Origin of the sequence: Oceaniserpentilla sp. 4NH20-0058 (genome assembly GCF_040371755.1) — a bacterium.
Classification (GTDB): Bacteria; Pseudomonadota; Gammaproteobacteria; order Pseudomonadales; family Oceanobacteraceae; genus Bermanella.
Genome location: NZ_BAABWE010000002.1, coordinates 224,177 through 249,247, shown reverse-complemented (window position 1 = coordinate 249,247; position 25,071 = coordinate 224,177). Strand labels below are relative to the sequence as shown.

Genomic DNA, 25,071 nt, shown 5'->3' with positions numbered 1-25,071 from the left:
CTGCTACGGCGGCAAAATTAAACACAGCAGAAGTAAAATAAACCCTCGTTAAGTGCTGGTGGCATGCACTGCTTTCCTTTAAAATACGCGCTCTTAAATTCCACCTCTTACTTACAGTAGGCTGAACAGCAATGCTCAATCTGTCTGGTGCTCCTGCACTTTCTGCCTTTCGTCGTGAAAAGCTACTAGCAAAAATCCAAACCACTCATCCAGATGTAACGTCTGTTTATGGGGAGTTTGTTCATTTTGCTGAGACTAACCGTGATCTCGATGAACAAGAGCATTCTGTGCTTGAACAAATTTTACGCTACGGCCCTAAAGCAAAGGCTGAACAACCCAATGGCCAGATGATTTTGGTGGTGCCTCGTATCGGTACGATTAGCCCTTGGTCTTCAAAGGCAACCGATATAGCTAAAAGCTGTGGATTGTCTGCGGTTAAGCGCTTAGAGCGTGGCGTGGCCTATTGGGTTGCGGGTAGTGATGATATTGAAGGTATTAAAGTCCATTTGTTTGATCGCATGGTTGAAACGGTACTGACAGAGTTGAATCAAGCGCAAGCGCTGTTTAGTCATGCTGAACCTGCGCCTATGTCGCAAGTTGATATTTTAGCGGGTGGCGCAGCGGCACTTGAAGTTGCTAACCGTGAATTAGGCTTGGCACTGGCTGAAGATGAAATCGAATACCTAGTTGAGAACTATAAAAAGTTGGGGCGCAACCCTAACGACATCGAACTAATGATGTTTGCGCAAGCAAACTCAGAGCATTGTCGCCATAAAATCTTCAATGCTAGTTGGGATCTTGATGGTCAGGCGCAAGATAAATCTTTGTTCCAAATGATCAAAAATACCTACGAGCATCACAACGAAAACATTTTGTCAGCGTATAAAGACAACGCGTCGGTGATTCGTGGCAGTGAAGCGGGCCGTTTCTTCCCAGAAGCGGGTTCAAAAGAATACCGTTACCATCAAGAGCAAATGGCTATATTGATGAAGGTGGAAACCCATAACCACCCAACCGCCATTGCGCCTTTTTCCGGTGCGGCAACAGGTAGTGGTGGTGAAATCCGTGACGAAGGTGCCACAGGTATCGGCTCTAAACCAAAAGCGGGTTTAACCGGCTTTACGGTTTCTGATTTGAAAATTCCAGGTTACGAGCAGCCATGGGAAAGCCAATACGGCAAACCAGCCAGAATCGCATCGGCGTTGGATATTATGCTAGAAGGCCCAATTGGCGGCGCGGCATTTAATAATGAATTTGGCCGCCCTAACTTGTGCGGTTACTTCCGTACATTTGAAGAGCAAGCTAGTGATGAAGTTCGCGGTTATCACAAACCCATCATGATTGCCGGTGGCTACGGTAATATCCGTGAAGAACACGTACAGAAAAAAGAAATTCCAGTGGGCGGTAAATTAATCGCTCTTGGCGGCCCAGCCATGCAAATTGGTTTAGGTGGTGGCGCAGCATCCTCTGTTGATGGTGGTGAGCAAAATGAAGATTTGGATTTTGCCTCTGTGCAACGTGGCAACCCAGAAATGGAGCGTCGTTGTCAGGAAGTGATCGACCGCTGCTGGCAATTAGGTGAAGCTAACCCAATCGTCTTTATTCACGATGTGGGTGCAGGTGGTTTGTCTAATGCATTTCCTGAACTAGTTAGCGATGCCGGTCGCGGTGGTAAATTTGAGCTGCGTAATATTCCAAATGATGAGCCGGGCATGAGCCCTCTAGCAGTTTGGTGTAACGAATCCCAAGAGCGCTATGTACTTTCAGTAGCCCCTGAAAACCTAGCGTTATTTGAAGAAATTTGTCAGCGTGAGCGTTGCCCATTTGCGGTGATCGGTGAAGCCACTGAAGAAGAGCATTTAATAGTTTCTGATAGCCACTTTGATAATAACCCTGTAGACCTGCCTTTACAGGTTCTATTAGGTAAAGCGCCACGCATGCATCGCACTGCTGATCGTTTTGATCTTGATTTACCGGCGGTAAATTTAACGGGTATTGAATTAAAAGACGCCGCCGAGCGTGTTTTACAATTGCCTGCGGTAGCGAGCAAAAGCTTTTTAATCACCATTGGTGATCGCTCTATTACAGGTACGGTTGCCCGTGATCAGTTTGTTGGCCCTTGGCAAGTACCTGTAGCTGACGTTGCGGTAACTACTGCATCGTATGATGGTTACACTGGCGAAGCCATGGCTATGGGTGAGCGTACGCCATCTGCATTAATTAACGCGCCGGCCTCTGGTCGTATGGCGGTGGGTGAGGTCATCACCAATATCGCGGCGTCTAACATTGCCAAGCTAAGTGATATTAAACTGTCAGCTAACTGGATGTGTGCCGCTGGCCACCCAGGTGAAGACGAAAAACTATACCAAACCGTAAAAGCGGTAGGTATGGAGCTTTGTCCGCAGTTAGATTTAACCATTCCGGTGGGTAAGGACTCCATGTCCATGAAAACCAAGTGGAGTGAAGAAACCGGCGAAGAAAAAACCGTTACCTCTCCAATGTCGTTAGTGGTAACCGGATTTGCACCGGTTGTGGATGCACGTAAAACGCTTACCCCGCAGCTTCGTGCAGACGAAGAAGACACTGATTTAATCTTGATTGACCTTGGTCGTGGCCAAAACCGCTTGGGTGCCTCTGCGCTGACTCAAGTATTTGATCAGTTAGGTAATGAAGTACCTGACGTGGTTGAAGCAGAAGACTTAAAGGCCTTCTTTGCAGTGATTCAAGGTTTGAATCAAGATGATAAAATCATGGCTTACCATGACCGTTCAGATGGCGGTTTATGGGCCACATTAACTGAAATGAGCTTTGCAGGTCACGTAGGATTAACGGTCAATATGGATGCACTGGCGGATTCTCAGACAGACGTGATTCCCGCTTTATTTGCCGAAGAATTAGGTGCGGTTATTCAAGTACGTCAAGACGACACTGAATTTGTATTGGCGCAATTAACCGCGGCAGGTTTGGGTGATTGCTCGGCTGTGGTGGCGCAACTAAATGACCAAGACACGGTAGTGGTCGAGCTTAACGGTGAAGCCATTTTTAGTGATTCTCGTGTGAACTTACAACGCTTATGGTCGCGTACCTCTTTTGAGATTCAAGCCATGCGTGACAACGCAGAATGCGCGAAACAAGAATTCGATGGTTTATTGGATGCCGATAATCCTGGACTGCACGCTGAGCTATCATTTGATGTGAATGATAATATCGCAGCGGACTTAATCGCGTCGGGTAATCGTCCAAATGTAGCGATTCTGCGTGAGCAGGGTGTGAATGGTCAGATTGAAATGGCCGCCGCGTTTGATAAAGCAGGCTTCAATACTCAAGATGTTCACATGAGTGACATTCTTTCAGGTCGCGTTAAATTAGACGGTTTCCGTGGATTGGTTGCCTGTGGTGGTTTCTCTTATGGTGACGTACTGGGTGCGGGTGAAGGCTGGGCTAAGTCTATTTTGTTCAATAATATTGCGCGCGAACAATTTAAAGCTTTCTTTGAGCGTGAAGACACCTTCACCTTAGGGGTGTGTAATGGCTGTCAGATGCTTTCTAACTTACACGAATTGATTCCAGGTTCTGAGCACTGGCCGCACTTTGTGCGTAACCAATCTGAGCAATTTGAAGCCCGTGTTGCCATGGTAGAAGTACAAAAGAGCGATTCCATCATGCTAGCGGGTATGGAAGGTTCTCGTATGCCAATCGCTGTGGCTCATGGTGAAGGTCATGCTGAGTTTGCAGGCGCCAGTGACATTGAAGCAGTAACTAAGCAGGCTCAAGTGGCGCTGCGTTATGTGGATAACTTTGGCTTAGTGACCGAGCAATACCCCGCCAACCCGAATGGCTCGGTCGATGGTATTACAGGCCTTACCGCAGCTGGTGGTCGTGTAACCATTATGATGCCACACCCTGAACGTGTATTCCGCGCGGTGCAAAATAGCTATCAGCCGGATGAGTGGAGTGAAGATGGGGCTTGGATGAGGATGTTTAGGAATGCCCGTGCTTGGTGTAACTAACTTTTAAAGCTAGCTGCATTGTTTATGCGGCGTTAAAAAAACTCGAAGTTTCCTCATGTATTATTTATACACTGCGGTACTTCGAGTTTTTTGTGCCTTGCCTAAAGTGCTTCGCTGACGCTTTTAACGGGTAGGAGTTTGGTCTTTGCTTCTTTAGTTACGCGCTAAACCAAAATCAAATAAATAAAACTCAAAGCTCAGTTATTTATTATTTATAAACGCCTTTGCTTAAAATGATTTTTGCCTCGCACCTACTTCTTCGCTGATGTTTTAAGTCGGTTGCTGGGAGTCGAGCATAAAAAAGGCCGCTGTTTATTATAAGTAGCGGCCTTTCTAGTTTTTCTTCGTAATTATCGCAGTTGCGTCAAATTCGACTTTTTCGGATTTGGCTCTTTAGCTGGGCGATAAAATAGTCCGATATTTCCAATGCTTTGCACTAGTGTAGAGCGAGTTACTTTTTCAGTAAGCGCTAATAATTCGTTTTTTAAGTCGCGGTCGCCCACTGCGTATTTTACTTTGATCAGCTCATGGTCTTCTAAGGCTCGATCAATTTCCATTACCACGTTTTCGCTTAATCCATTACCTGCCACGATAACAATAGGGTTCAACTTGTGACCAATGGCTTTTAATGCTTTTTTGCGGTCTTGAGAAAGGGCCATGAAAGTGTGTGTCTCTGTAATCGTAAATAAATATGTTGGTTAACAATTATACCTGCTTATGGGGATTGTGTAATGTTTAAGGCTAGGATATATGCGGTTTATCGCTAGATTCTGGTTTAAATTGTGCATATTCTTAGGGATATTGAGTAAAATGCTTTAAATCTGAGTTTTTGCTCTTATATGCCTTGTAATTGGTTGTTTGTGCCCCAATTCAAGAGTCAGCTGGCTTAATTTGTTTATTAGGTAGCTTAAAGAATTTTATTGGTAGATCTAAAGTACTAGGTTTATCGTATTTCATGTATATGGACTGGAGCTTTTTGGTATCGCTTGCCAGACTGTCTAATGTGCATGTGACTTATTAAATGAATTTATAGTATTGTAAGCATACTAAGAATCTAACAATTTTAGGGGTTGGACCTTCATCAAAATGGCAAAGAATTTAATTTTGTGGCTCATAATTGCCGCCGTATTGCTAACGGTATTCCAAAAACTGGATACACCAGCTTCAAGTCAAGAACTCTCTTACTCTCGCTTCATTGAACTAGTACAAGAAGGTCAAGTTAAAAAAGTTACCATAGCAGGAGCCACTATTGATGGTGAGTTTAGTAACGGTCAACGCTTCTTAACTATACGTCCAGGTCATGACCCTAAAATGATGGACGATTTACTTCAGCATAAAGTTGAAGTGCTAGGTAAGCAGGCTGAGCAGCAAAGTATCTGGACTCAGCTGTTAGTTGCTTCGTTTCCAATTTTGGTGATTATCGCTGTTTTCATGTTCTTCATGCGTCAGATGCAAGGTGGCAGTGGCGGTGGTCGCGGGCCAATGGCGTTTGGTAAGTCAAAGGCTAAATTGCTAGGTGAAGATCAAATCAAAACTACTTTTGCTGACGTTGCCGGCTGTGATGAAGCCAAAGAAGATGTGCAGGAATTAGTGGAGTTCTTACGTGATCCGGCAAAATACCAGCGCTTGGGTGGCCAGATCCCTCGCGGTGTTTTGATGGTGGGTCAACCGGGTACTGGTAAAACCTTATTGGCAAAAGCCATTGCTGGTGAGGCAAAAGTGCCTTTCTTCTCAATTTCAGGTTCTGACTTTGTTGAAATGTTTGTTGGTGTGGGTGCATCCCGTGTACGTGATATGTTTGATCAAGCAAAAAAACAAGCACCATGCATCATCTTTATTGATGAGATTGATGCGGTAGGTCGTAGCCGTGGTGTGGGTATTGGTGGTGGTAACGATGAACGGGAACAAACCCTTAACCAGTTGTTAGTTGAAATGGATGGCTTTGAAGGCAATGACGGTATTATCGTAATTGCCGCTACTAACCGTCCTGATGTGTTGGACCCTGCGCTATTGCGCCCAGGTCGATTTGACCGTCAAGTAGTGGTGGGTCTGCCGGATATTCGCGGACGTGAACAAATTCTCAAAGTACATATGCGTAAAGTGCCTGTATCTGAAAATATTGATGCTCGTGTGATTGCCCGTGGTACACCAGGGTTCTCTGGTGCAGATTTAGCAAACCTTGTAAATGAAGCTGCACTATTTGCTGCCCGTGGTGGCCGTACAACGGTTTCCATGGAAGAGTTTGAAAAGGCAAAAGATAAAATCATGATGGGTGCTGAGCGTAAGTCCATGGTGATGAGCGATAAAGAAAAAGAAAATACCGCTTATCACGAAGCAGGTCATGCCATTGTTGGTCGACTCATGCCAGAGCATGACCCTGTGTATAAGGTTTCGATCATCCCTCGTGGTCGAGCCTTAGGTGTAACCATGTTCTTGCCAGAAGAAGATCGCCATTCAATTAGTAAGCGTGGTATCGAAAGCAATATTTGTTCTTTATACGGTGGTCGTATTGCTGAAGAGATGACTCTTGGTAAAGACGGGGTGACAACCGGAGCGTCTAATGACATCGAACGTGCTACACAATATGCACGTAACTATGTGACCAAGTGGGGCTTGTCAGATAAATTAGGTGCTCAGCTGTATACCGAAGAAGAACAAGGTAGTTACCTTGGCAGTGGTGGTGGCGGTCAAATGTCTCATCTTTCAGATGAAACCGCTCGTACTATCGACTCAGAAGTAACAGGTCTATTGACCACTTGTTATGATCGCGCAGCTCAAATTCTTGATGAGCATCGTGACAAGTTAGAAATGATGAAAGATGCATTGATGGAATATGAAACCATTGATAGCAAGCAAATTGACGATATTATGAATGGTCAAAAGCCGCGTCCTCCGCAATCTTGGTCAGATGATGACAAAGATGGTTCTGCTCCTGCAGCTGAAAATGTTGACGTCGATGTTAGCGAATCGGATTCCGATGTAAAACCATCAGCGGACCCTGCAAGCGGCCTCTAAGCTTCGTTTAATAACGTTATAAGGCAACATAATTCATTTATGTTGCCTTTTGTTTTTTAGGAACTTGCCATGAAATTATTCTGTGGTGATCGTGTATTGGATCTATCTGCGCCCCATGTGATGGGAATATTGAATGCAACTCCTGATTCATTCAGTGATGGTGGTCAATTTAATTCCATTGAATCTGGGTTACAACATGCTATGCAAATGGTGTCTGACGGCGCCAGTATTATTGATGTAGGTGGTGAATCTACAAGGCCCGGCTCAACCCCTGTGTCATTACAGCAAGAGCTGGATCGTGTGGTGCCTTTAGTTGAAAAAATCGCTCAGCGTTTGGACGTATGCATTAGTGTGGATAGCTCAAGCCCTGAGGTTTTCCTAGAGGCGCACAAAGCAGGCGCGCATCTAATTAATGATGTTAGAGCCTTGCAAAAAGCAGGGGCGTTACAAGCAGCGAAACAAACAGGTTTACCTGTGTGTTTAATGCATATGCAAGGTCAGCCCGAGACTATGCAGCTTAAACCTGAATACCATCAGGTGCTTGACGAGGTGTATGACTTTCTAGTCAGTAGAATTCAGGCATGTAATGACGCAGGAATAGAAACAAACCAGATCTTGGTAGATCCGGGTTTTGGTTTTGGTAAATCGCTGGAAGATAATTACCAGTTATTGGCAAAATTGGCGCACTTCAAACAACTTGGCGTGCCAGTGCTTGCTGGGTTGTCGCGTAAATCCATGATTGCGGGGGTGCTGGACAATGCACCAGTTGACCAGCGTTTGTATGGCAGTGTGGCTGGTGCTGTAATAGCGGCGATGAACGGCGCACAAATTTTACGTGTGCATGATGTAAAAGAAACCTCTGATGCTTTGAGAGTTGTAAAAGCGACACAAACTCATTTGTAAATAAGTGTCTGTGGATGAAAGAATTAAAAATAGGATAGATGAATGGCTCGTAAATATTTCGGAACAGATGGTATACGTGGACGTGTAGGTGAAACTCCAATCACCCCTGAGTTTGTTATGAAACTGGGGTTTGCGGCAGGTAAAGTATTCGCAAGTCAGGGTAAGCGTCATATTTTAATTGGTAAGGATACACGTATTTCTGGTTATATGTTCGAGTCTGCCTTGGAGGCAGGGCTTTCTGCTGCGGGTGTGGATATTGGCTTGCTTGGACCGATGCCGACACCGGGTATTGCATATTTAACCCGCACGTTTCATGCGGATGCGGGTATCGTAATTAGTGCCTCCCATAATCCATATTATGATAACGGCATTAAATTTTTCTCAGCTCAGGGTACTAAGCTAGATGATGAAACTGAATCGGCCATCGAAGAGTTATTAGATATCCCTATGGATATCGTGGCATCAGACCGCCTTGGTAAGGCTAAGCGCATTGAAGATGCAGCTGGTCGCTATATTGAATTTTGTAAAAGTACTGTCTTCGGCTTGAGCTTAAAGGGCATGAGGATTGTGCTGGATTGTGCTCATGGAGCCACTTATCAAATCGCTCCTTCCGTCTTTTCAGAGTTAGGAGCAGAGGTCTTTACCATAGGTAATGAGCCAGATGGTCTTAATATTAATGAGCAGGTCGGCTCTACTTCCCCTAAAGCGTTACAAGCTAAAGTTGTGGAGCTTGAAGCGGACCTAGGCATCGCCTTTGATGGCGATGGTGATCGAGTGGTGATGGTGGATAAAAATGGCGAGCTAGTAGATGGCGATGAGCTTATTTTCATGATTGCCCGTCATCAGCAGGCCACGGATCAGCTACAGGGGGGTGTAGTTGGCACGCTTATGAGTAACATGGGAATGGAATTGGCATTAAAGGATTTAAACATTCCTTTTGTGCGTGCGAATGTAGGTGATCGCTATGTGATGCAACAGTTGCAAGAGCATAATTGGGCCATCGGTGGTGAAAACTCAGGCCATATTTTGTGCTTAAACGTCTCTACTACAGGGGATGGTATAGTTGCAGCCTTACAGGTTTTAAAAGCCTTGAGTGAAAATGGTCAGCGATTACATGAGTACAAAACAGGCATGTCTAAACTGCCGCAAATTATGAAAAATGTCCGTGTGAAGGATAAATCCGTTGTTAAAAATCCAGAAGTACAGGGGGCGGTGAAGCAAGCGGAATTGGAATTTGCTGGTCGAGGACGCATTTTGCTAAGACCGTCTGGTACAGAGCCAGTAGTGCGTGTTATGGCTGAAGGTGAAAATACAGTGCTTGTTCATCAAATTGTCGACCAACTGGTTGAGATTGTAGGTGCTGTGAGTTAAATCTCGGATTTATAAGGCTTTTTACCTAAAACATGAAATCAAGCAAGCGCCATTGGCTTGCTTGATTTGCCTATCTTAGGTAGTATCGCCACCTTCCTGAAATTGGGGAACAAGAATGCGCCGTAAAATAGTGGCGGGTAACTGGAAAATGCACGGCACTTTAGCCGAAAATGAAGCCAGATTATCGCAATTAGTACTTGAGTTAAAAAGCCGTGATGCATGTGATGTGGCTGTGTTTCCATCAGCGCCATACTTGTTTCAATGTCAGAATTTATTAGCAAACTCTATAGTTATGTGGGGGGCGCAAAATGTAAGCCAGCACCCAAGTGGGGCTTACACCGGTGAAATATCCACCGCAATGTTAGCGGATTTTGGTTGTCAATATGCCCTAATTGGTCATAGCGAGCGCCGAGAGCTATTTCACGAGACTGATCAAGATACTGCGCAAAAGTTTGCAGTAGTACTAGAGGCAGGCTTAAAACCTATGTTATGCGTAGGTGAGACGTTAGATCAGCGCGAAAGTGGTGATACTATGGTTGTGATTAATCGACAAATTGATGCGGTATTGGCAAGTGTTGGCATAGCTGGCTTTACCAATGCGGTGATTGCGTATGAGCCTGTATGGGCCATAGGTACAGGTAAAACGGCAACACCCGAGCAAGCACAAGAAGTACATGGCGCTATTCGTCAGCAGCTAGCTCAGCACGATGCAGTTATAGCGGAGTCTCTTCAGATTCTCTATGGTGGCAGTGTGAAACCAGATAATGCTGAGGCGATATTTGCCCAGCCAGATGTGGATGGAGCCCTAGTAGGGGGTGCCTCCTTAAACCCAACTGATTTTATTAAAATCTGTAACGCAGCAGGTTAGAGAAGATTATGGAAAACTTGATTGTTATTGCTCATATTGTAATTGCCGTGGCGATTATCGCACTTGTATTGCTTCAGCAGGGTAAAGGCGCTGATGCAGGTGCAAGCTTTGGTGGTGGTGCGTCACAGACGGTATTTGGTAGTGAAGGTTCTGGAAACTTCTTAACTCGCAGTACTGCAGTATTGGCAACGGCCTTTTTTGTTACCAGTTTCTCTTTGGCTTATTTTGCTAAAGAAAAAGCGACGGGTCTTGCAGACGTGGGTTTACCAGAGCTACAAGAAGTACAGCAAATTGAGTCGGAAACACCTGTTATCAATGAAGTGAGTTCCGAAGCGGAAGCCCCTGTAATCGATTAATCGGTTTTGCGGATGTGCTGGAATTGGTAGACAGGCAGCGTTGAGGTCGCTGTGTGCGAAAGCACGTGAGGGTTCAAGTCCCTCCATCCGCACCATTTAAAACGAGCATAGGCTCGTTTTTTCGTTTAATGGTTTGAATATTTACTGCAAAATGCCCATAAGCTCAGACTGCCCTTGATGAAAAAAGGGGATGTCTCTATAATGTGCACACTTATTGACGCGGGGTGGAGCAGTTTGGTAGCTCGTCGGGCTCATAACCCGAAGGTCGTCGGTTCAAATCCGGCCCCCGCAACCAGTTAATATTTGGTAATTAAGTGCATGAGGTCGTCGGTTCGCTTTCTAAAATCTGGGGCCTACGCAATCAGGTAATATTTGGTAATTAAGTGCATGAAGTCGTCGGTTCGCTTTCTAAAATCTGGGGCCCACGCAATCAGGTAATATTTGGTAATTAAGTGCATGAAGTCGTCGGTTCGCTTTCTAAAATCTGGGGCCTACGCAATCAGGTAATATTTGGTAGTTAAGTGCATGAGGTCGTCGGTTCGCTTTTTAAGATCTGGGCCCACGCAACCAAGTAGTACTTGGTATGATAAAATGTAATAGGCGTCGGTTTCGTTTTGGAATCTTGGGGCCATAACCAACGCTTTAGGGTGTTGAAGAACATGACTTTATTTATAGTCAATGTTGCTGAATTTTGAGCGAAGTTGGTCTAGTATCAACTAGCTGGGTGGTTAGCCACTCGTTTTTATTTCCAAGCCTTAGGGCTTGATGATTAAAACCCCTGGGGGAGTTGCTTTAACAATGTTTAAAGTGGTTCCGATAAGGGGTTTTTTGTTGGTAGCAAGCGCTAGCAATATTTAGCAGTTTTTTGAAGTATGACTGAGACGCTAAAGATTGGGCTGGATGACTGGTAGTAAAAACTGGCTCATCTATTAGCCCAATTTTTATATCTGTGGAGTGAGTGTGGCAAGTAAAGAACAGCAGTTAATTGATCTGTTAAAGCCGGTAATTGAGGCTCTTGGCTTTGAGTTTTGGGGGCTTGAGTATATTGCCCAAGGCAAAAATTCTGTGCTGCGAGTTTTCATTGATAGTGAAAACGGCATCCATGTAGATGACTGTGCACTCGTAAGTAGGCAAGTCAGTGGTGTAATGGATGTTGAAGATCCCATTACATCAGAATACAACTTAGAAGTTTCGTCTCCGGGTGTGGATCGTCCATTATTCACCCTTGAGCATTTTAATCGTTACGTTGGTGAGTTTGTTGATGTGAAATTGCGTTATGCCTTTGAAGGTAGGCGTAAATTTAAAGGCAAACTAGTCGGCATCGAAGATGATGAAGATATTGTGGTTCATGTAGATGACCATGAATATTTACTTCCAATTGATGCCATCGATAAAGCCAATTTAATATTCCAAGATCACAAGGGTAAATAGGATTACCGAGGGCAAGGTTATGAGCAAAGAGATACTGCTAGTTGCCGAAGCTGTTTCTAACGAGAAAGGCGTAGAGCAAGAAGTTATTTTTGAAGCCATTGAGTTGGCTTTAGCAGCAGCGGCTAAAAAACGTTACGAAGATGAAGAGCCTGAGATTCGTGTTTCTATTGACCGTCGTACTGGTAACTATGAAACATTTCGCAGTTGGACCATTGTAAGTAATGAAGTGGTTCCGGCGTTAGGTTCTGAATTGAACATGCAAGAAGCGGCTGATATCGATACCAACCTTAAAGAAGGTGACGTATACGAAGAGCAGGCTGAAAATCCAGATTTTGGACGTATTGCAGCACAAGCAGCTAAACAAATCATCATGCAGAAAGTGCGTGAAGCTGAGCGCGCAAAAATTACTGCAGCGTATGTTGATCGTGTTGGTGAACTTGTAAACGGAACTGTTAAAAAAGTAACCCGTGACAACATCATTGTTGACTTAGGTGCAAACGCAGAAGGATTGCTGCCTCGAGACCAACTGGTTGCGCGTGAAGTGTTCCGCATTAATGATCGTGTTCGCTGCGTATTAATGTCTGTGAACCCAGAGAATCGTGGCCCACAACTAATGTTGAGCCGAGCTTCAAACGAAATGCTGATCGAGCTATTCCGAATTGAAGTGCCAGAAATTGGCGAAGAAGTGATTGAAATTAAAGCGGCCGCCCGCGATACAGGTAGCCGTGCAAAAATCGCGGTTAAAACCAATGACCAACGCATAGATCCAATTGGAGCGTGTGTGGGAATGCGTGGTGCCCGTGTGCAAGCGGTATCAAATGAATTAGGCAATGAGCGTGTTGATATTGTGCTTTGGGATGATAACCCAGCGCAACTGGTTATCAATGCGCTCGCCCCAGCAGAAGTAGCATCCATTGTTATGGATGAAGAAACCAACACCATGGACGTTGCTGTTTCTGATGATCAATTGGCGATTGCCATTGGTCGTGGTGGTCAAAACGTAAAACTGGCATCCGAGCTTACCAGCTGGACCATTAACGTAATGACCGAAGAAGAAGCAGGTGCAAAACAAGAAGAAGAGCAAGGCTCATTAGTCGAAACACTAATGGAAGCTTTGGATCTTGATGAAGATGTTGCTTCGGTACTGGTAGAGGAAGGCTTTACCGGTTTAGAAGAAGTTGCCTATGTGCCACGTGAAGAGATGTTAGAAATTGATGGTTTTGATGAAGAAATCGTTGATGAATTACAGTCTCGCGCAAAAGATATTTTGCTAACCCAAGCCATTGCTAGTGAAGAAAAACTAGAAGACGCAAAACCGGCAGACGATTTGCTGAATATGGAAGGAATGGATCAACACTTGGCCTTAGTGTTGGCGAGCCGTGGCATCTGCACAATGGAAGACCTTGCTGAGCAAGGTGTAGACGATATTGTTGGTATTGAAGACATCGACGAAGCGAAGGCCGCCCAACTAATTATGACCGCGCGTAAGCCCTGGTTTGAAGAAACCGAATAGGCAGCCACAGGCGGGAGGAGAAGATTCGAATGGCAGAAATTACGGTAAAACAGTTAGCTGCAGCAGTGGGCTCACCAGTTGAACGTTTAGTTGCTCAAATGAACGAAGCGGGTTTACCACATAAAAGTGGTGACGAAAAAGTAAGCAACGAAGAAAAAGTAACCCTTCTTACCTTTTTAAAGAAGAGTCACGGTGAGCAGGCGTCTGATGCAGATGGCCCGAAAAAAATTACATTAAAGCGTAAAACCACCACCACGTTAAACACGGGGGCGGGTAAAAAAGCCGTTAATATCGAAGTACGTAAAAAGCGCACTATCGTAAAAGAAGACGAGCAGAAAAAAGACGCAAAATCAGCACCTAAGCGTAAACCTGCAGAAGGGAAAAATGCTAAAGGTGCAGTTAAGCCAGCTGCGCGTAAACCAGCAGCTAAAGGCAATGACTACGTTGCACCAGCGCCAGCACCGGCTGGTGATCGTGACGATCGCTCGGGCAAGAAAAAAGAATTTCGTAACAAAGATAAAGAAAAAGAAAACAAACGCTTTGGTGACAAAAACAAAGGTGGCAAAGGTCGCCGTCGTGAAGGCTCAATGGATGATCGACGTCGCGGTGCAGCACCTAAGCGTCGAGGCCATGAAGACAGTGAGCACGCTTTCAAACAGCCAACAGCACCGATTATTCGTGAAGTTGAGCTAAAAGGCGAGTCCATTACCGTGGGGGAGCTTGCTCAAGGTATGGCCGTTAAAGCGGGCGAAGTAATTAAAGAGCTAATGAAGCTTGGTGTGATGGCCACCATCAACCAAATTCTAGATATTGATACCGCTATTCTTGTGATTGAAGAAATGGGTCACAAGTACAAGCAAGTAAGTGACAACGCGGTTGAAGATAGCTTTATGGAAGAAGTGAAATACGACGGTGAGCAAGTGTCACGTGCGCCTGTTGTTACCGTAATGGGTCACGTTGACCATGGTAAAACATCACTACTTGATTACATTCGTTCAACTCGTGTGACCAGCGGCGAAGCCGGTGGTATTACTCAGCACATTGGTGCATATCACGTAGAAACAGACAAAGGCATGGTGACGTTTCTAGATACACCGGGACACGCCGCGTTTACCGCTATGCGTGCTCGTGGTGCTCAGTCTACGGATATCGTAATCCTTGTGGTTGCCGCGGATGATGGCGTGATGCCTCAAACCGAAGAAGCCGTTCAGCATGCTCGCGCTGCTGGCGTGCCGATTGTGGTTGCCATTAACAAAATGGACAAAGAAGCAGCTGATCCTGATCGTGTTAAAAACGAACTAGCAGCAAAAGATGTGATTCCTGAAGAATGGGGCGGTGACGTACAATTTGTACCGGTTTCGGCTCACTCTGGTGAAGGTATTGATGCGCTACTTGAAGCGGTTCTATTGCAATCTGAATTGCTAGAGTTAACGGCAGTTGCTGATGGCCCTGCCACAGGTGTGGTGGTTGAATCTCGTCTTGATAAAGGTCGTGGCCCAGTTGCTACTCTATTGATTCAAAACGGTCAGCTGAAAAAAGGCGATATCGTACTAGCCGGTACCTCTATTGGTCGTGTGCGTGCGTTGCTTGATGAGAACAGTCAGCCGATTAATCAAGCGGGCCCATCGATTCCTGTTGAGATTCTTGGTCTAGATACACCGCCAGGTGCAGGTGATTCATTCTTAGTCGCGGAGAGTGAAAAACGCGCTCGTGAAGTGGCTGAGATTCGTCACACTAAAGAAAAAGAAGTTTATCAAGCTAAACAACAAGCGGCCAAATTGGATGCACTATTCAATATGTCTGGCGATGCGCAAGCGTCAAGCTTGAACTTAGTTGTGAAGACCGATGTTAAAGGTTCACTTGAAGCCTTGATCAGTGCTTTACAGCAGTTATCTACTGATGAAGTTAAAGTGACTATCGTATCCAGCGGTGTAGGTGGTATTACTGAAACGGATGCGAACTTAGCATCGGCTTCTAATGCCGTTATCTTTGGCTTTAACGTACGTGCGGATGCTTCGGCTAAGCGTGTGGTTGAAAACACTGGTTTAGATATGCGTTATTACAGCATCATTTACGATTTAATCGATGATGTTAAGCAAGCTATGTCTGGCATGTTGGCGCCTGAGCTACGTGAAGAAATCGTGGGTATTGCACAAGTACGTGATGTATTCCGTTCACCGAAATTTGGTGCGGTTGCAGGCTGTATGGTTATCGAAGGTACGGTTCACCGTAACAAGAAAATCCGTGTACTACGTGATAACGTGGTGGTTTACGAAGGTGAGCTTGAGTCTCTACGTCGCTTTAAAGATGACGTGCAAGAGGTTCGTACCGGTACTGAATGTGGTATCGCGGTTAAGAGCTATAACGATGTTAAAGAAGGCGATCAGATCGAAGTCTTTGATGTTAAAGAATTTGCTCGTACCATCTAACGGTAAACACTTAGCCATTCCCCCATATTTTTATGGGTGAATGTATTAAATCCTCAGGAAGCATGCTTCTTGGGGATTATTTGTTTTAAGAGAATTTAAAAATGGCGAAAGATTACAGTCGTACTCAACGCTTAGGTGAGCAAATTAAACGAGATCTTGCTCAAATGCTGCAATTTCAAGTGAAAGACCCTCGTTTAGGTTTAGTCACTCTGAATGCAGTGAAGGTAGCAACCGACCTAGGTTATGCGGATATTTATTTTACCGTAATGAAACCGGGTATGGTGGAAGCGGACGAGCCAACCATTAAAGAAACTGAAAAAGTGTTAAATGATATGGCTGGCTTTTTACGTACAGAATTATCTCAAATTATGAAAACACGCATCACACCTTTGCCACGTTTTCATTACGATATATCTCTAGAGCGCGGTCATAAATTAACAAACTTGATCAATAAAGCGACTCGTGAAGATAAAGACCGCAACCCTGGCGAATAATCGCCCCTCGTTTATTTAATAGCGGAGAGTAGTTTTGGCCCGCAAGAAAAAAGGCCGCGAGATTAGCGGCATTCTAGTGATTGATAAGCCACCAGGTATGACTTCAAATGCCGTATTGCAAAAAGTAAAATGGCTTTATCAAGCGCAAAAAGCAGGACATACCGGTGCATTAGATCCTATCGCCACAGGTGTACTGCCTATTTGTTTGGGTGAAGCTACTAAGTTTAGCCAGCGCCTATTGGACAGTGATAAGCGCTATACCACTCGTGTTCAGCTAGGTGAGTCCAGAGATACTGCTGACATCGAAGGCGAAATCTTAGAAACAGCCAGCATACCTGTCTTAACAGAACCCATGATTGAGCAAGCATTGGCTCAATACCGTGGTGAAATCACACAAGTGCCACCCATGTATTCTGCCCTTAAGCATGAAGGCAAAAAACTGTATGAGTTGGCCCGTGAGGGGGTGGCATTTGATATTCAATCCAAGGCACGTAAGGTCACCATTCATAAGCTTGAACTGGTGGGATTTGGCGAGGATTACCTAGAATTAGATGTGACATGCTCTAAAGGCACCTATATTCGTTCATTGGCGGAAGATGTGGCAAAAGCGTTAGGGACATTGGGTTTTGTTGCGGTGTTGCGTCGTTTAGCGGCAGGGCCATATCAGCAAGATATGATGATCACCTTAGACGCCCTGAAAGCCTTGAAACCAGAGGGCTCGGACGACTACTCAAGCATGGATAATCGGCTACTTCCGACCTATACAGCCCTTGAAAGCGTGCCTATCATTCAAGTCACTGTGGATCAGGCTCGAGATTTACAGTTTGGACGGACAATTAAGACCTTAGACGCTGGTGACAAGCCATTGCCTCAGGTACAATTGCGCCTTTGTCATAATCAGCAGGAATACCTAGTTGGATTTGGCGAAATGAACGCTAGCGGGGTCATTGCCCTTAAGCGTTTAGTGAAAGTGCCGGAATTGGCGTCTGTATTGACTCAATAAGGTACTTTCAGGTGGATACCGCTGTTTATATGCACGGTGATTATCTTCCTTAACCTTTATGAACGCATATACCTATGAGGAAAATATCATGGCTTTAGATGTTCAAGCGAAAGCTGCCATCGTTAAAGAATACCAAACTGCGGAAGGCGACACTGGTTCTCCTGAAGTTCAAGTAGCATTGTTGACTCACAACATCAACGGTCTACAAGATCACTTCAAAGCGAACAAGCAAGATCACCATTCACGTCGTGGTTTAATTCGCATGGTAAACCAACGTCGTAAATTGTTGGATTACCTAAAGGGTAAAGACATTGTTCGTTACTCTTCTCTAATCAAGCGTCTAGGTCTACGTCGCTAAGATTAGTTAAAAGCTTAAACCCCCTCACGGGGGTTTTTGCTATTTGTTTATGTGTGCGGACTCAATTCAAGTTGTCATAAACACACTGTAAATTAACACTGCAATAGAAAAACGGAATACCTAACTTGTTCAAAACTGTGTTTCTACCCATTCGCCTTTTCGCTTGGACTCAAGTTGAGAAAGGGCTAATGCTTGGAAGTACAGAAGAAGGCAACGGGTTTCCAAATCAATCAAAAGGAAATTTATGTTAGATCTTACTCCAGTAACAAAAACGTTTACCTTCGGTGGTCAAGAAGTTACGTTAGAAACACAGCGCATTGCACGTCAAGCAAGCGGTGCAGTACTTGTCACCATGGGTGATATTCAAGTATTAGCAGCGGTTACCGGTAAAAAAGACATGAAGCCGGGTCAAGATTTCTTCCCGTTGACTGTAAACTATCAAGAAAAATACTACGCAGCGGGCAAAATCCCAGGTGGTTACATCAAGCGTGAAAATCGCCCAAGCGAAAAAGAGACACTAACGAGCCGTTTAATCGATCGTCCAATTCGCCCTCTTTTCCCAGAAGGTTACATGAACGAAGTACAAGTGGTACTTCAAGTATTATCTGCGGACACTGAAAACGATCCAGATATCGCTGCAATGATCGGTGCATCTGCGGCATTGGCTATCTCAGGTATTCCATTCGACGGCCCAATTGGTGCGGCGCGTGTTGGTTATACTCGTGACGGCGGTTACGTACTAAACCCTACATTTGAACAGCTTAAAACCTCTGAGCTAGACATGGTAGTAGCCGGTACAACTGACGCAGTATTAATGGTTGAATCTGACGCGCTTGAGTTAAGCGAAGATGAAATGCTAGGTGGTGTGTTATTCGCACACGAAGGTTTCCAATGTGTGATCGCAGCCATCAAAGAATTTGCCGCAGCAGAAGGTACTGAACGTTGGGAATGGACTGCACCGTCTTTCAATGATGCACTTTATTCTGATATGAAAGCCGCATTTGGTGCTGAGCTAGCGAGCGCTTACCAAGTGAGCGACAAGATGGAGCGTTACACCAAAGTAGACGCCATCAGCGCTAAATTAAAAGAACAGTTTGTTAAAGAAGAAGACGACGTTAGCAATGCAGACGACGTTTCTAAATTGTTCAAAAAACTTCAAAAAGAAGTAGTACGTGAGCGTATCGTTAATCATGAACCACGTATCGATGGTCGTGATAACAAAACCGTACGTGACCTGAACATTCAAACTAACGTACTTAAAGGCACCCACGGTTCAGCATTGTTTACTCGTGGTGAAACTCAGTCTATCGGTACAGTGACGTTAGGTTCTACCCGTGATGCACAAACCGTAGAATTCTTACACGAAGTGACTAAAGACAACTTCATGTTCCATTATAACTTCCCTCCGTACTCTGTAGGTGAGTGTGGACGTATGGGTGCGCCTGGTCGCCGTGAAGTGGGTCATGGTCGTTTGGCTCGTCGTGGTGTTCAAGCCATGATGCCTAAACTAGAAGATTTCCCATACACCGTACGTGTGGTTTCTGAGATCACTGAATCTAACGGTTCATCTTCAATGGCATCGGTATGTTCTGCATCACTTGCATTGATGGACGCGGGTGTGCCTCTTAAAGCCCCTGTTGCTGGTATCGCAATGGGTCTGGTTAAAGAAGGCGAGAAATTTGCCGTTCTGACTGACATTCTTGGTGACGAAGATCACCTTGGTGATATGGACTTTAAAGTAGCCGGTTCTGAAGCAGGTATTACTGCACTTCAAATGGATATCAAAATCCAAGGTATTACTGAAGAGATCATGGAAATCGCGTTAGGCCAAGCTCTTGAAGCGCGTATGACCATCTTGAAGCAAATGAATGAAGTGTTACCTACTGCACGTTCTGAAATGCCAGATAACGCACCGACTTACCTAACGCTGAAAATCCCTTCAGATAAAATTGCTGAAGCAATTGGTAAAGGCGGCGCTACTATCCGTGGTATTTGTGATGAAACCGGCGCTGACGTTGATATTGGTGACACTGGAATCATCAGCATTTTCGCACTAACAAAAACGGCGGCAGAAAAAGCCAAAGGTATGTTTGAAGCGGTTACCGCTGAAGCGGAAGTGGGTACAATCTACGAAGGTAAAGTACAAAAAATCGTAGACTTTGGTGCGTTTGTTAACATCTTGCCTGGTAAAGACGGCCTAGTGCATATTTCTCAAATCTCTGAAGAGCGTGTTGAGAATGTAGCCGATCACCTAACAGAAGGTCAGGCGATTAAGGTTAAAGTATTGGATGTTGATAATAAAGGGCGTATTAAGCTGACCCTAAAAGGCATCGACGCTTAATAAGCTGATTTACGTTGTTATTGCGTTGTTAAAAAATCTTTTTTGCTCGTTACATAGCGCTGCTATGTGCCTCGCGAAAAAGATTTTTTGCCTAGCATTAACTGCCTCAATAACAGCTTATAGTACAAAGTAAGATATAAACTTAATGCAGTGCCCATTAGGTTTATCCGCAAAAAGACATTCACTTTAAGCGCTAGCTTAAAACGGCGAAACCAATAGGAGTAGCCATGACAATTGCAGAAAATAAAGTCGTAACCCTAGAGTTTACGGTTAAAAATGCAGAAACCGGTGATTTGATCGAATCTTCTCAAGGTTCTGAGCCATTAGTATACCTACATGGTTTTAATAACCTTGTTCCTGGCTTAGAAACTGAGCTAGCAGGAAAAACAGTTGGTGATAGCTATGATGTAACTGTATCTCCTGAAGAAGGTTACGGCGTACGTGATGAATCTTTGGTTCAACAAGTACCAAGAGAAGCTTTTCAAGGTATTGAAAAAATTGATGTGGGTATGGCATTTACCGCTGATGGCCCACAAGGTCCAGTCGTTGTAGAGGTAACCGGAATCGAAGGTGATACGATTACTATTGATGCTAACCATCCTCTAGCAAGCATTCCTTTAGCGTTCTCTGGGGAAATTAAAGATATTCGCGATGCTAGTGCAGAAGAGTTAGAACATGGTCATGTACACGGACCAGGTGGTCACCAGCACTAATCATAATGATTAAAATGAATGGCGAAGCACGTAAGTGCTTCGCCATTTTTTTTGCCTGTATGAACTAAAAATAATGCTCAAATCTGATCTACACTAACATGAGTGGAGATGTGATTTATGTGTATTTATATATTTGAAAATGCAGAGCAATGCCAATTAGAAGCTTTAGAAAACGGCTTTTGTTTTTGGCACGATCCGACAATTAACAAACAAGGTATGAACCTAGCTAATGAATTATCTGAATTAGCAAAATCAGGCTATTCAATGGAAGGGGTGGCTTTGGCTGGTGCCAATTTAGATAATTTAAATTTAGTCTCCCATGATAAAAACATAACCTATAGTTTGGCAAAATCCGATTTATATAGGTGCAATATGCGCCATGCGCATTTGTTTCGTGTGGACTTATCCCAAGCGTCTTTAATGAAAGCAGACTGCACAGGAAGTAATTTTCATTTTGCAAATTTAGATAATGCGAACCTATTAGGTGCAAAACTGGAAGAAGCAAAGATCGAGCGTGTTCAATGGGGGGATACATTTTATCAAGAAAAATTAGCAGCGCAGGCTAAAAAAGACAATAAGCCTAATGAGGCTCGTGAATTTTTCGTTCAAGCTGAAGAGGTATTTAGGCATTTAAGGAAAGTAAGTGAGTTACATGGATTATTTGAACTTGCAGGACATTTTTTTATTAAAGAAATGACTATGCGCCGGTATCAATTGCCTCAGTATTCAGTGCATAGGCTGATGTCAAAGGCCGTGGACGTGTTTTGTGGGTATGGTGAGCGTCCATTACGAGTGATTGGGTTCTCATTGTGTGTGATTGTTATGTTCTCTTTAATCTATTGGTGGTTTGGTATTGCTGATGCGGGTAATTTAATTAGCTATCAATCCACGTCTTCAATAAGTGAAAACATATACTCATTTCTGAATTCTTTGTATTTCAGTGTGGTGACATTTACCACGCTTGGTTATGGTGATTTGGTTCCGATTGGTATTAGTCGGTTGTTTTCTGCAGTTGAGGCGTTTCTTGGTAGTTTCACAATTGCATTGTTTGTGGTGGTGTTTGTTAAAAAGATGACTCGTTAGTTGTTCTGCTTTTAAATAACATATAGTGCTTGGCAAACTATCCTGCATGACAGTATCCTCGTGTGAAAATAATAAACAAAGGGGCTCAAATGGAAGCGACAAATTTAATTAAAGTCATACTACCCATATCGCTATTTATCATTATGCTAGGTATGGGTTTATCACTTAAACCCTTAGACTTCAAAATAGTCATGATTAAGCCAAAAGCCGTTCTATTTGGTGTGTTGGCCCAAATGGTTTTATTACCTGTTATTGCGTATTTAATTGTGCTTAGTTTTAGTATGACTGGAGCAATTGCCGTTGGTTTTATGATATTAGCCTTGTGCCCAGGTGGCACCACGTCTAATTTATATACCTATTTGGCGAATGGCGATATAGCATTATCAGTGACGTTAACTTCAATTGTTAGTCTTATTGCACCATTTACTGTGCCTGTACTAATCGTCATGTTTATGGGGGTGCTAATGGGCGAAGAAGCATACATAGAGTTACCTGTGCTAAAAACCATTGCACAGTTGATCGTAATTACCATAATTCCCATTTGTATCGGTATGTTTGTCAATTTTAAGAAACCTTCTTTATCTAAAAAAGCAGAAAAACCGGTTAAGATTTTTTCAGTTGTCTTTTTGTTTTTGGTAGTCGCAATGGTCATTAAGAATAACTGGGAAGCCATGGGAGGTTATTTTGCGCAAATAGGTTTAGCTGCTTTTGTTCTTAATATTACTTGTATGCTGCTTGGCTATTTACTGGCACGCTTTGCTTATTTAAATGTCGCCCAAAGCAAGGCAATTAGTATAGAGGTAGGTTTTCAAAATGGGACATTAGCGTTGCTCATCGCGTTGACCCTATTAGAAAATTCAGCAATGGCAATTGCAGCAACTTGCTATAGCATTATTATGTTTGTAACAGGAGCATTATTTGCAGGCTTCTGGTCAAAAAGAACATAAGATTAGTAGAAGCTCAAACATGAGTGAATAACAAAAGGTGGTTTAAAAACCACCTTTTTTTCGAGGGTACTGCAAACCACAACTAGATAGAATCATATTTGTAACTGAGTCAGATATTTTTTGATAATCCTTTTCTGTTAATTCTTCTTTGTCCATTATACCTAATACTTGAACGTTAAAATCTGCATAATGTTGTGTTGTAGCCCAAATCATAAATATTAATTGTGTAGGGTCAATATTTGCTATTTTGCCTTGTTCAATCCACTGATGGATTACAGACACTTTTTCATTTACCCAGTCACGCAGGTCGGTTCTTAAGTATTGGCGAATATAAGGAGCCCCTTGAATGATTTCCATGGCGAAAATTTTGGATGGATTAGGTTGAGTGAACGACATATGCAACTTATTACGGATGAAGCGTGATAGCACATCTTTAGGGTCGCTATCAGCGTGCATGTCTGTTAATAGTTCAGTCCAACGTTCTAGGATGTTTTCTAATAAGGCTTGATATAAGTTAGCTTTATTTTTGAAGTAATAGTGAATATTTGCCTTTGGTAAACCTGCACGATCCGCAATAGATTGCATGGATGTGCCTTTAAAACCATGTAAAACAAATTCCGCTTCAGCAGCTTCAATAATTTGTTGGCTGTTGCGCTCTCTGATTTTACTTTTTTTAGGGGTTTCAGGTGTATTCACAGCTAACATTCTTCCTATTCGTAATGTGGCGCATCATACCTCAGCTTGATTGGCAGGATAAGGACAATAGGTGCTATTGTACTGTCGTGTTTTGTCTAGTTTTAATGTAAATCGAATAATCGAAAGCTTTTGTAAATGATTCTGCATATAAAGTGGTATTAATAAGTAAAAACCTTCCATTACAGACTTTACAGTTAGTACTCGTAGGTTGAATTTCCTATCGTGTGTCTATACTTAAGCGAGGATAATCTATCGGTTGGGTACAGCTATATGGATCAAGACAAGCGAAAAACCCTTGGAACACTGGCCAAAGCAGGTGCAGCAGCATGTATTGCTGCAAAAGCACCTTATGTATTTGCTAAAAAGACCACTAAAATTAGAGTGTTAGGTACACATGTTACCTTGCAAGAAGCCATTCGTAAGCAAGCTATGGCTGATTTAGGAATAGAGGTGGTATTTGAACCAAAAGGCAGCGCTGCGGTGCTACAAAAAGCTTCTATTTCTCCCCAATCATTTGACTTATATGAGCAGTGGTCAAATAGCATCAATATTCTTTGGCAATCTGGTTCCATTCAATCAATCGATACGCGTCGTATAACCCATTGGGATGAGATAAATGGCTTATCTAAAACAGGGCGATTAGTTCCTGATGCTCATATAGGGGCCGGTGATGCCCCTCATAAGATTTTGTATGTCCAAGATGACGGTGATTTGGGGCAAGATGAATCTGATCATGTGAGCTTTTTGCCTTATGTTCATAATGTTGATTCATTTGGTTATAACACAAATACAATCAATCAAGGCATTCCCTATGAAACAGAGAGCTGGGGTTGGTTACTAGATAAAAAATACGCCGGTAAAGTCGCAATTGTAAATGCACCGACTATTGGTCTTTTTGATCTGGCTTTGGCAGCGCAAGCAAAAGGACTAGTGGTTTTTAATGATATTGGTTCAATTACTACAAAAGAATTGGATAAGCTTTTTAATGTATTAATAAAAATGAAGAAGGAAGGACATTTTAGTGGATTTTGGACATCAGTCCCTGAGTCCGTAGAGTTTATGGAGTCTGGGCGTGTTGTCATACAGAGTATGTTCTCTCCTGGCGTGTCGGCACTTAATGGTCGAGGTATACCTGTCACATACGCAGCACCTAAAGAAGGGTATCGGGGGTGGCACGGAGTGATGTGTTTGTCTAAAACAACCCAAGGCCGTGAAAAGGATGCCGCATATGAGTACATGAACTGGTGGCTTTCAGGTTGGCCAGGGGCGTTCATCGCGCGACAAGGATATTATATTTCGAATCCACAACGCTCTAAACCACTGTTGAGTCCAGAGGAATGGGATTATTGGTATGCAGGTAAAGCGGCAAGAAAAGACTTGAAAGGCACAGATGATAAAATCTCAGTAAAAATGGGGCAAACGAGAACAGGGGGGAGTTACGAGCAGAGGTTTTCTAATGTGGCAGTCTGGAACACAGTCATGCCTTCTTATGATTATAGTTTACAAAAATGGTATGAATTTGTGAGTGCCTAGGCAAAAT

Annotated in this window: 19 protein-coding genes and 2 tRNA genes; 19 read left to right on the top strand and 2 right to left on the bottom strand. The window is 43.6% G+C overall.

Annotation, left to right across the window (positions count from 1 at the left end; genetic code table 11):
- Window positions 1-131: 131 nt before the first annotated feature.
- Complete coding sequence (purL, locus tag ABWV45_RS04325; RefSeq protein WP_353349044.1) at window positions 132-4,010, top strand: phosphoribosylformylglycinamidine synthase; 3,879 nt, start codon at window positions 132-134, stop codon at window positions 4,008-4,010.
- Window positions 4,011-4,360: 350 nt separating this feature from the next.
- On the opposite strand, the gene ABWV45_RS04320 is transcribed toward purL, so the two are convergent.
- The gene (locus tag ABWV45_RS04320) at window positions 4,361-4,669 is read right to left on the bottom strand and encodes a YhbY family RNA-binding protein (RefSeq protein ID WP_353349042.1); all 309 of its coding nucleotides are present in this window, start codon (window positions 4,667-4,669) and stop codon (window positions 4,361-4,363) included.
- Between the two features lie 427 nt (window positions 4,670-5,096).
- Between ABWV45_RS04320 and ftsH the strand changes: the two genes are divergently transcribed.
- The 17 genes from ftsH (at window position 5,097) to ABWV45_RS04235 (ending at window position 22,835) form a co-directional block, all read left to right on the top strand.
- The gene (gene ftsH / locus ABWV45_RS04315) at window positions 5,097-7,025 is read left to right on the top strand and encodes an ATP-dependent zinc metalloprotease FtsH (protein ID WP_353349040.1); all 1,929 of its coding nucleotides are present in this window, start codon (window positions 5,097-5,099) and stop codon (window positions 7,023-7,025) included.
- 69 nt (window positions 7,026-7,094) lie between these two features.
- The gene (gene folP, locus ABWV45_RS04310) at window positions 7,095-7,928 is read left to right on the top strand and encodes a dihydropteroate synthase (RefSeq protein WP_353349038.1); all 834 of its coding nucleotides are present in this window, start codon (window positions 7,095-7,097) and stop codon (window positions 7,926-7,928) included.
- A gap of 42 nt (window positions 7,929-7,970) precedes the next feature.
- Window positions 7,971-9,299, top strand: a complete 1,329-nt coding sequence (gene glmM, locus ABWV45_RS04305; protein WP_353349036.1) for a phosphoglucosamine mutase — start codon at window positions 7,971-7,973, stop codon at window positions 9,297-9,299.
- A 115-nt stretch (window positions 9,300-9,414) separates the two neighbouring features.
- Entirely contained in the window at window positions 9,415-10,167 is a 753-nt protein-coding gene (tpiA, locus tag ABWV45_RS04300) for a triose-phosphate isomerase (protein WP_353349034.1), read from the top strand.
- A gap of 8 nt (window positions 10,168-10,175) precedes the next feature.
- Complete coding sequence (gene secG, locus ABWV45_RS04295; protein WP_353349032.1) at window positions 10,176-10,523, top strand: preprotein translocase subunit SecG; 348 nt, start codon at window positions 10,176-10,178, stop codon at window positions 10,521-10,523.
- 8 nt (window positions 10,524-10,531) lie between these two features.
- Window positions 10,532-10,618 (top strand) — tRNA-Leu (locus ABWV45_RS04290).
- 123 nt (window positions 10,619-10,741) lie between these two features.
- Window positions 10,742-10,818 (top strand) — tRNA-Met (locus ABWV45_RS04285).
- 665 nt (window positions 10,819-11,483) lie between these two features.
- Window positions 11,484-11,954 (top strand): ribosome maturation factor RimP, encoded by a 471-nt coding sequence (gene rimP / locus ABWV45_RS04280; RefSeq protein ID WP_353349030.1) that lies wholly within the window; start codon window positions 11,484-11,486, stop codon window positions 11,952-11,954.
- A gap of 19 nt (window positions 11,955-11,973) precedes the next feature.
- Window positions 11,974-13,467, top strand: coding sequence for a transcription termination factor NusA (gene nusA / locus ABWV45_RS04275; protein ID WP_353349028.1), 1,494 nt, complete (start codon window positions 11,974-11,976; stop codon window positions 13,465-13,467).
- A gap of 29 nt (window positions 13,468-13,496) precedes the next feature.
- Window positions 13,497-15,896 carry a translation initiation factor IF-2 gene (gene infB, locus ABWV45_RS04270; protein WP_353349026.1) on the top strand — a complete coding sequence of 800 codons (2,400 nt, stop codon included), beginning with the start codon at window positions 13,497-13,499 and terminating at the stop codon, window positions 15,894-15,896.
- A gap of 101 nt (window positions 15,897-15,997) precedes the next feature.
- Complete coding sequence (rbfA, locus tag ABWV45_RS04265; RefSeq protein ID WP_353349024.1) at window positions 15,998-16,390, top strand: 30S ribosome-binding factor RbfA; 393 nt, start codon at window positions 15,998-16,000, stop codon at window positions 16,388-16,390.
- A gap of 34 nt (window positions 16,391-16,424) precedes the next feature.
- Complete coding sequence (truB, locus tag ABWV45_RS04260; RefSeq protein WP_353349022.1) at window positions 16,425-17,393, top strand: tRNA pseudouridine(55) synthase TruB; 969 nt, start codon at window positions 16,425-16,427, stop codon at window positions 17,391-17,393.
- Between the two features lie 88 nt (window positions 17,394-17,481).
- Window positions 17,482-17,751 (top strand): 30S ribosomal protein S15, encoded by a 270-nt coding sequence (rpsO, locus tag ABWV45_RS04255; RefSeq protein WP_353349020.1) that lies wholly within the window; start codon window positions 17,482-17,484, stop codon window positions 17,749-17,751.
- Between the two features lie 244 nt (window positions 17,752-17,995).
- Window positions 17,996-20,092, top strand: a complete 2,097-nt coding sequence (pnp, locus tag ABWV45_RS04250; RefSeq protein WP_353349018.1) for a polyribonucleotide nucleotidyltransferase — start codon at window positions 17,996-17,998, stop codon at window positions 20,090-20,092.
- 227 nt (window positions 20,093-20,319) lie between these two features.
- A complete protein-coding gene (locus ABWV45_RS04245; protein ID WP_353349016.1) occupies window positions 20,320-20,805 on the top strand; it encodes an FKBP-type peptidyl-prolyl cis-trans isomerase in 486 nt (161 codons plus the stop codon).
- A gap of 117 nt (window positions 20,806-20,922) precedes the next feature.
- Complete coding sequence (locus tag ABWV45_RS04240) at window positions 20,923-21,888, top strand: ion channel (RefSeq protein ID WP_353349014.1); 966 nt, start codon at window positions 20,923-20,925, stop codon at window positions 21,886-21,888.
- 89 nt (window positions 21,889-21,977) lie between these two features.
- Complete coding sequence (locus ABWV45_RS04235) at window positions 21,978-22,835, top strand: bile acid:sodium symporter family protein (RefSeq protein ID WP_353349012.1); 858 nt, start codon at window positions 21,978-21,980, stop codon at window positions 22,833-22,835.
- A 42-nt stretch (window positions 22,836-22,877) separates the two neighbouring features.
- Here ABWV45_RS04235 and ABWV45_RS04230 read toward each other — a convergent pair whose 3' ends face one another.
- On the bottom strand, window positions 22,878-23,531 hold the full coding sequence (locus tag ABWV45_RS04230; protein WP_353349010.1) for a TetR/AcrR family transcriptional regulator: 654 nt from the start codon (window positions 23,529-23,531) through the stop codon (window positions 22,878-22,880).
- 270 nt (window positions 23,532-23,801) lie between these two features.
- On the opposite strand from ABWV45_RS04230, the gene ABWV45_RS04225 reads away from it, so the two are divergent.
- A complete protein-coding gene (locus ABWV45_RS04225; RefSeq protein WP_353349008.1) occupies window positions 23,802-25,064 on the top strand; it encodes an ABC transporter substrate-binding protein in 1,263 nt (420 codons plus the stop codon).
- Window positions 25,065-25,071 lie beyond the last annotated feature (7 nt).

Bases quoted from the DNA above. Each gene is read 5' to 3' on its own strand.
- glmM (WP_353349036.1), top strand. From the start codon at position 7,971: ATGGCTCGTAAATATTTCGGAACAGATGGTATACGTGGACGTGTAGGT.
- pnp (WP_353349018.1), top strand. From the start codon at position 17,996: ATGTTAGATCTTACTCCAGTAACAAAAACGTTTACCTTCGGTGGTCAA.
- infB (WP_353349026.1), top strand. From the start codon at position 13,497: ATGGCAGAAATTACGGTAAAACAGTTAGCTGCAGCAGTGGGCTCACCA.
- folP (WP_353349038.1), top strand. From the start codon at position 7,095: ATGAAATTATTCTGTGGTGATCGTGTATTGGATCTATCTGCGCCCCAT.
- ftsH (WP_353349040.1), top strand. From the start codon at position 5,097: ATGGCAAAGAATTTAATTTTGTGGCTCATAATTGCCGCCGTATTGCTA.
- ABWV45_RS04245 (WP_353349016.1), top strand. From the start codon at position 20,320: ATGACAATTGCAGAAAATAAAGTCGTAACCCTAGAGTTTACGGTTAAA.
- rbfA (WP_353349024.1), top strand. From the start codon at position 15,998: ATGGCGAAAGATTACAGTCGTACTCAACGCTTAGGTGAGCAAATTAAA.
- tpiA (WP_353349034.1), top strand. From the start codon at position 9,415: ATGCGCCGTAAAATAGTGGCGGGTAACTGGAAAATGCACGGCACTTTA.
- purL (WP_353349044.1), top strand. From the start codon at position 132: ATGCTCAATCTGTCTGGTGCTCCTGCACTTTCTGCCTTTCGTCGTGAA.
- ABWV45_RS04320 (WP_353349042.1), bottom strand. From the start codon at position 4,669: ATGGCCCTTTCTCAAGACCGCAAAAAAGCATTAAAAGCCATTGGTCAC.
- ABWV45_RS04225 (WP_353349008.1), top strand. From the start codon at position 23,802: ATGGATCAAGACAAGCGAAAAACCCTTGGAACACTGGCCAAAGCAGGT.
- ABWV45_RS04240 (WP_353349014.1), top strand. From the start codon at position 20,923: ATGTGTATTTATATATTTGAAAATGCAGAGCAATGCCAATTAGAAGCT.
- secG (WP_353349032.1), top strand. From the start codon at position 10,176: ATGGAAAACTTGATTGTTATTGCTCATATTGTAATTGCCGTGGCGATT.
- nusA (WP_353349028.1), top strand. From the start codon at position 11,974: ATGAGCAAAGAGATACTGCTAGTTGCCGAAGCTGTTTCTAACGAGAAA.
- rpsO (WP_353349020.1), top strand. From the start codon at position 17,482: ATGGCTTTAGATGTTCAAGCGAAAGCTGCCATCGTTAAAGAATACCAA.
- ABWV45_RS04235 (WP_353349012.1), top strand. From the start codon at position 21,978: ATGGAAGCGACAAATTTAATTAAAGTCATACTACCCATATCGCTATTT.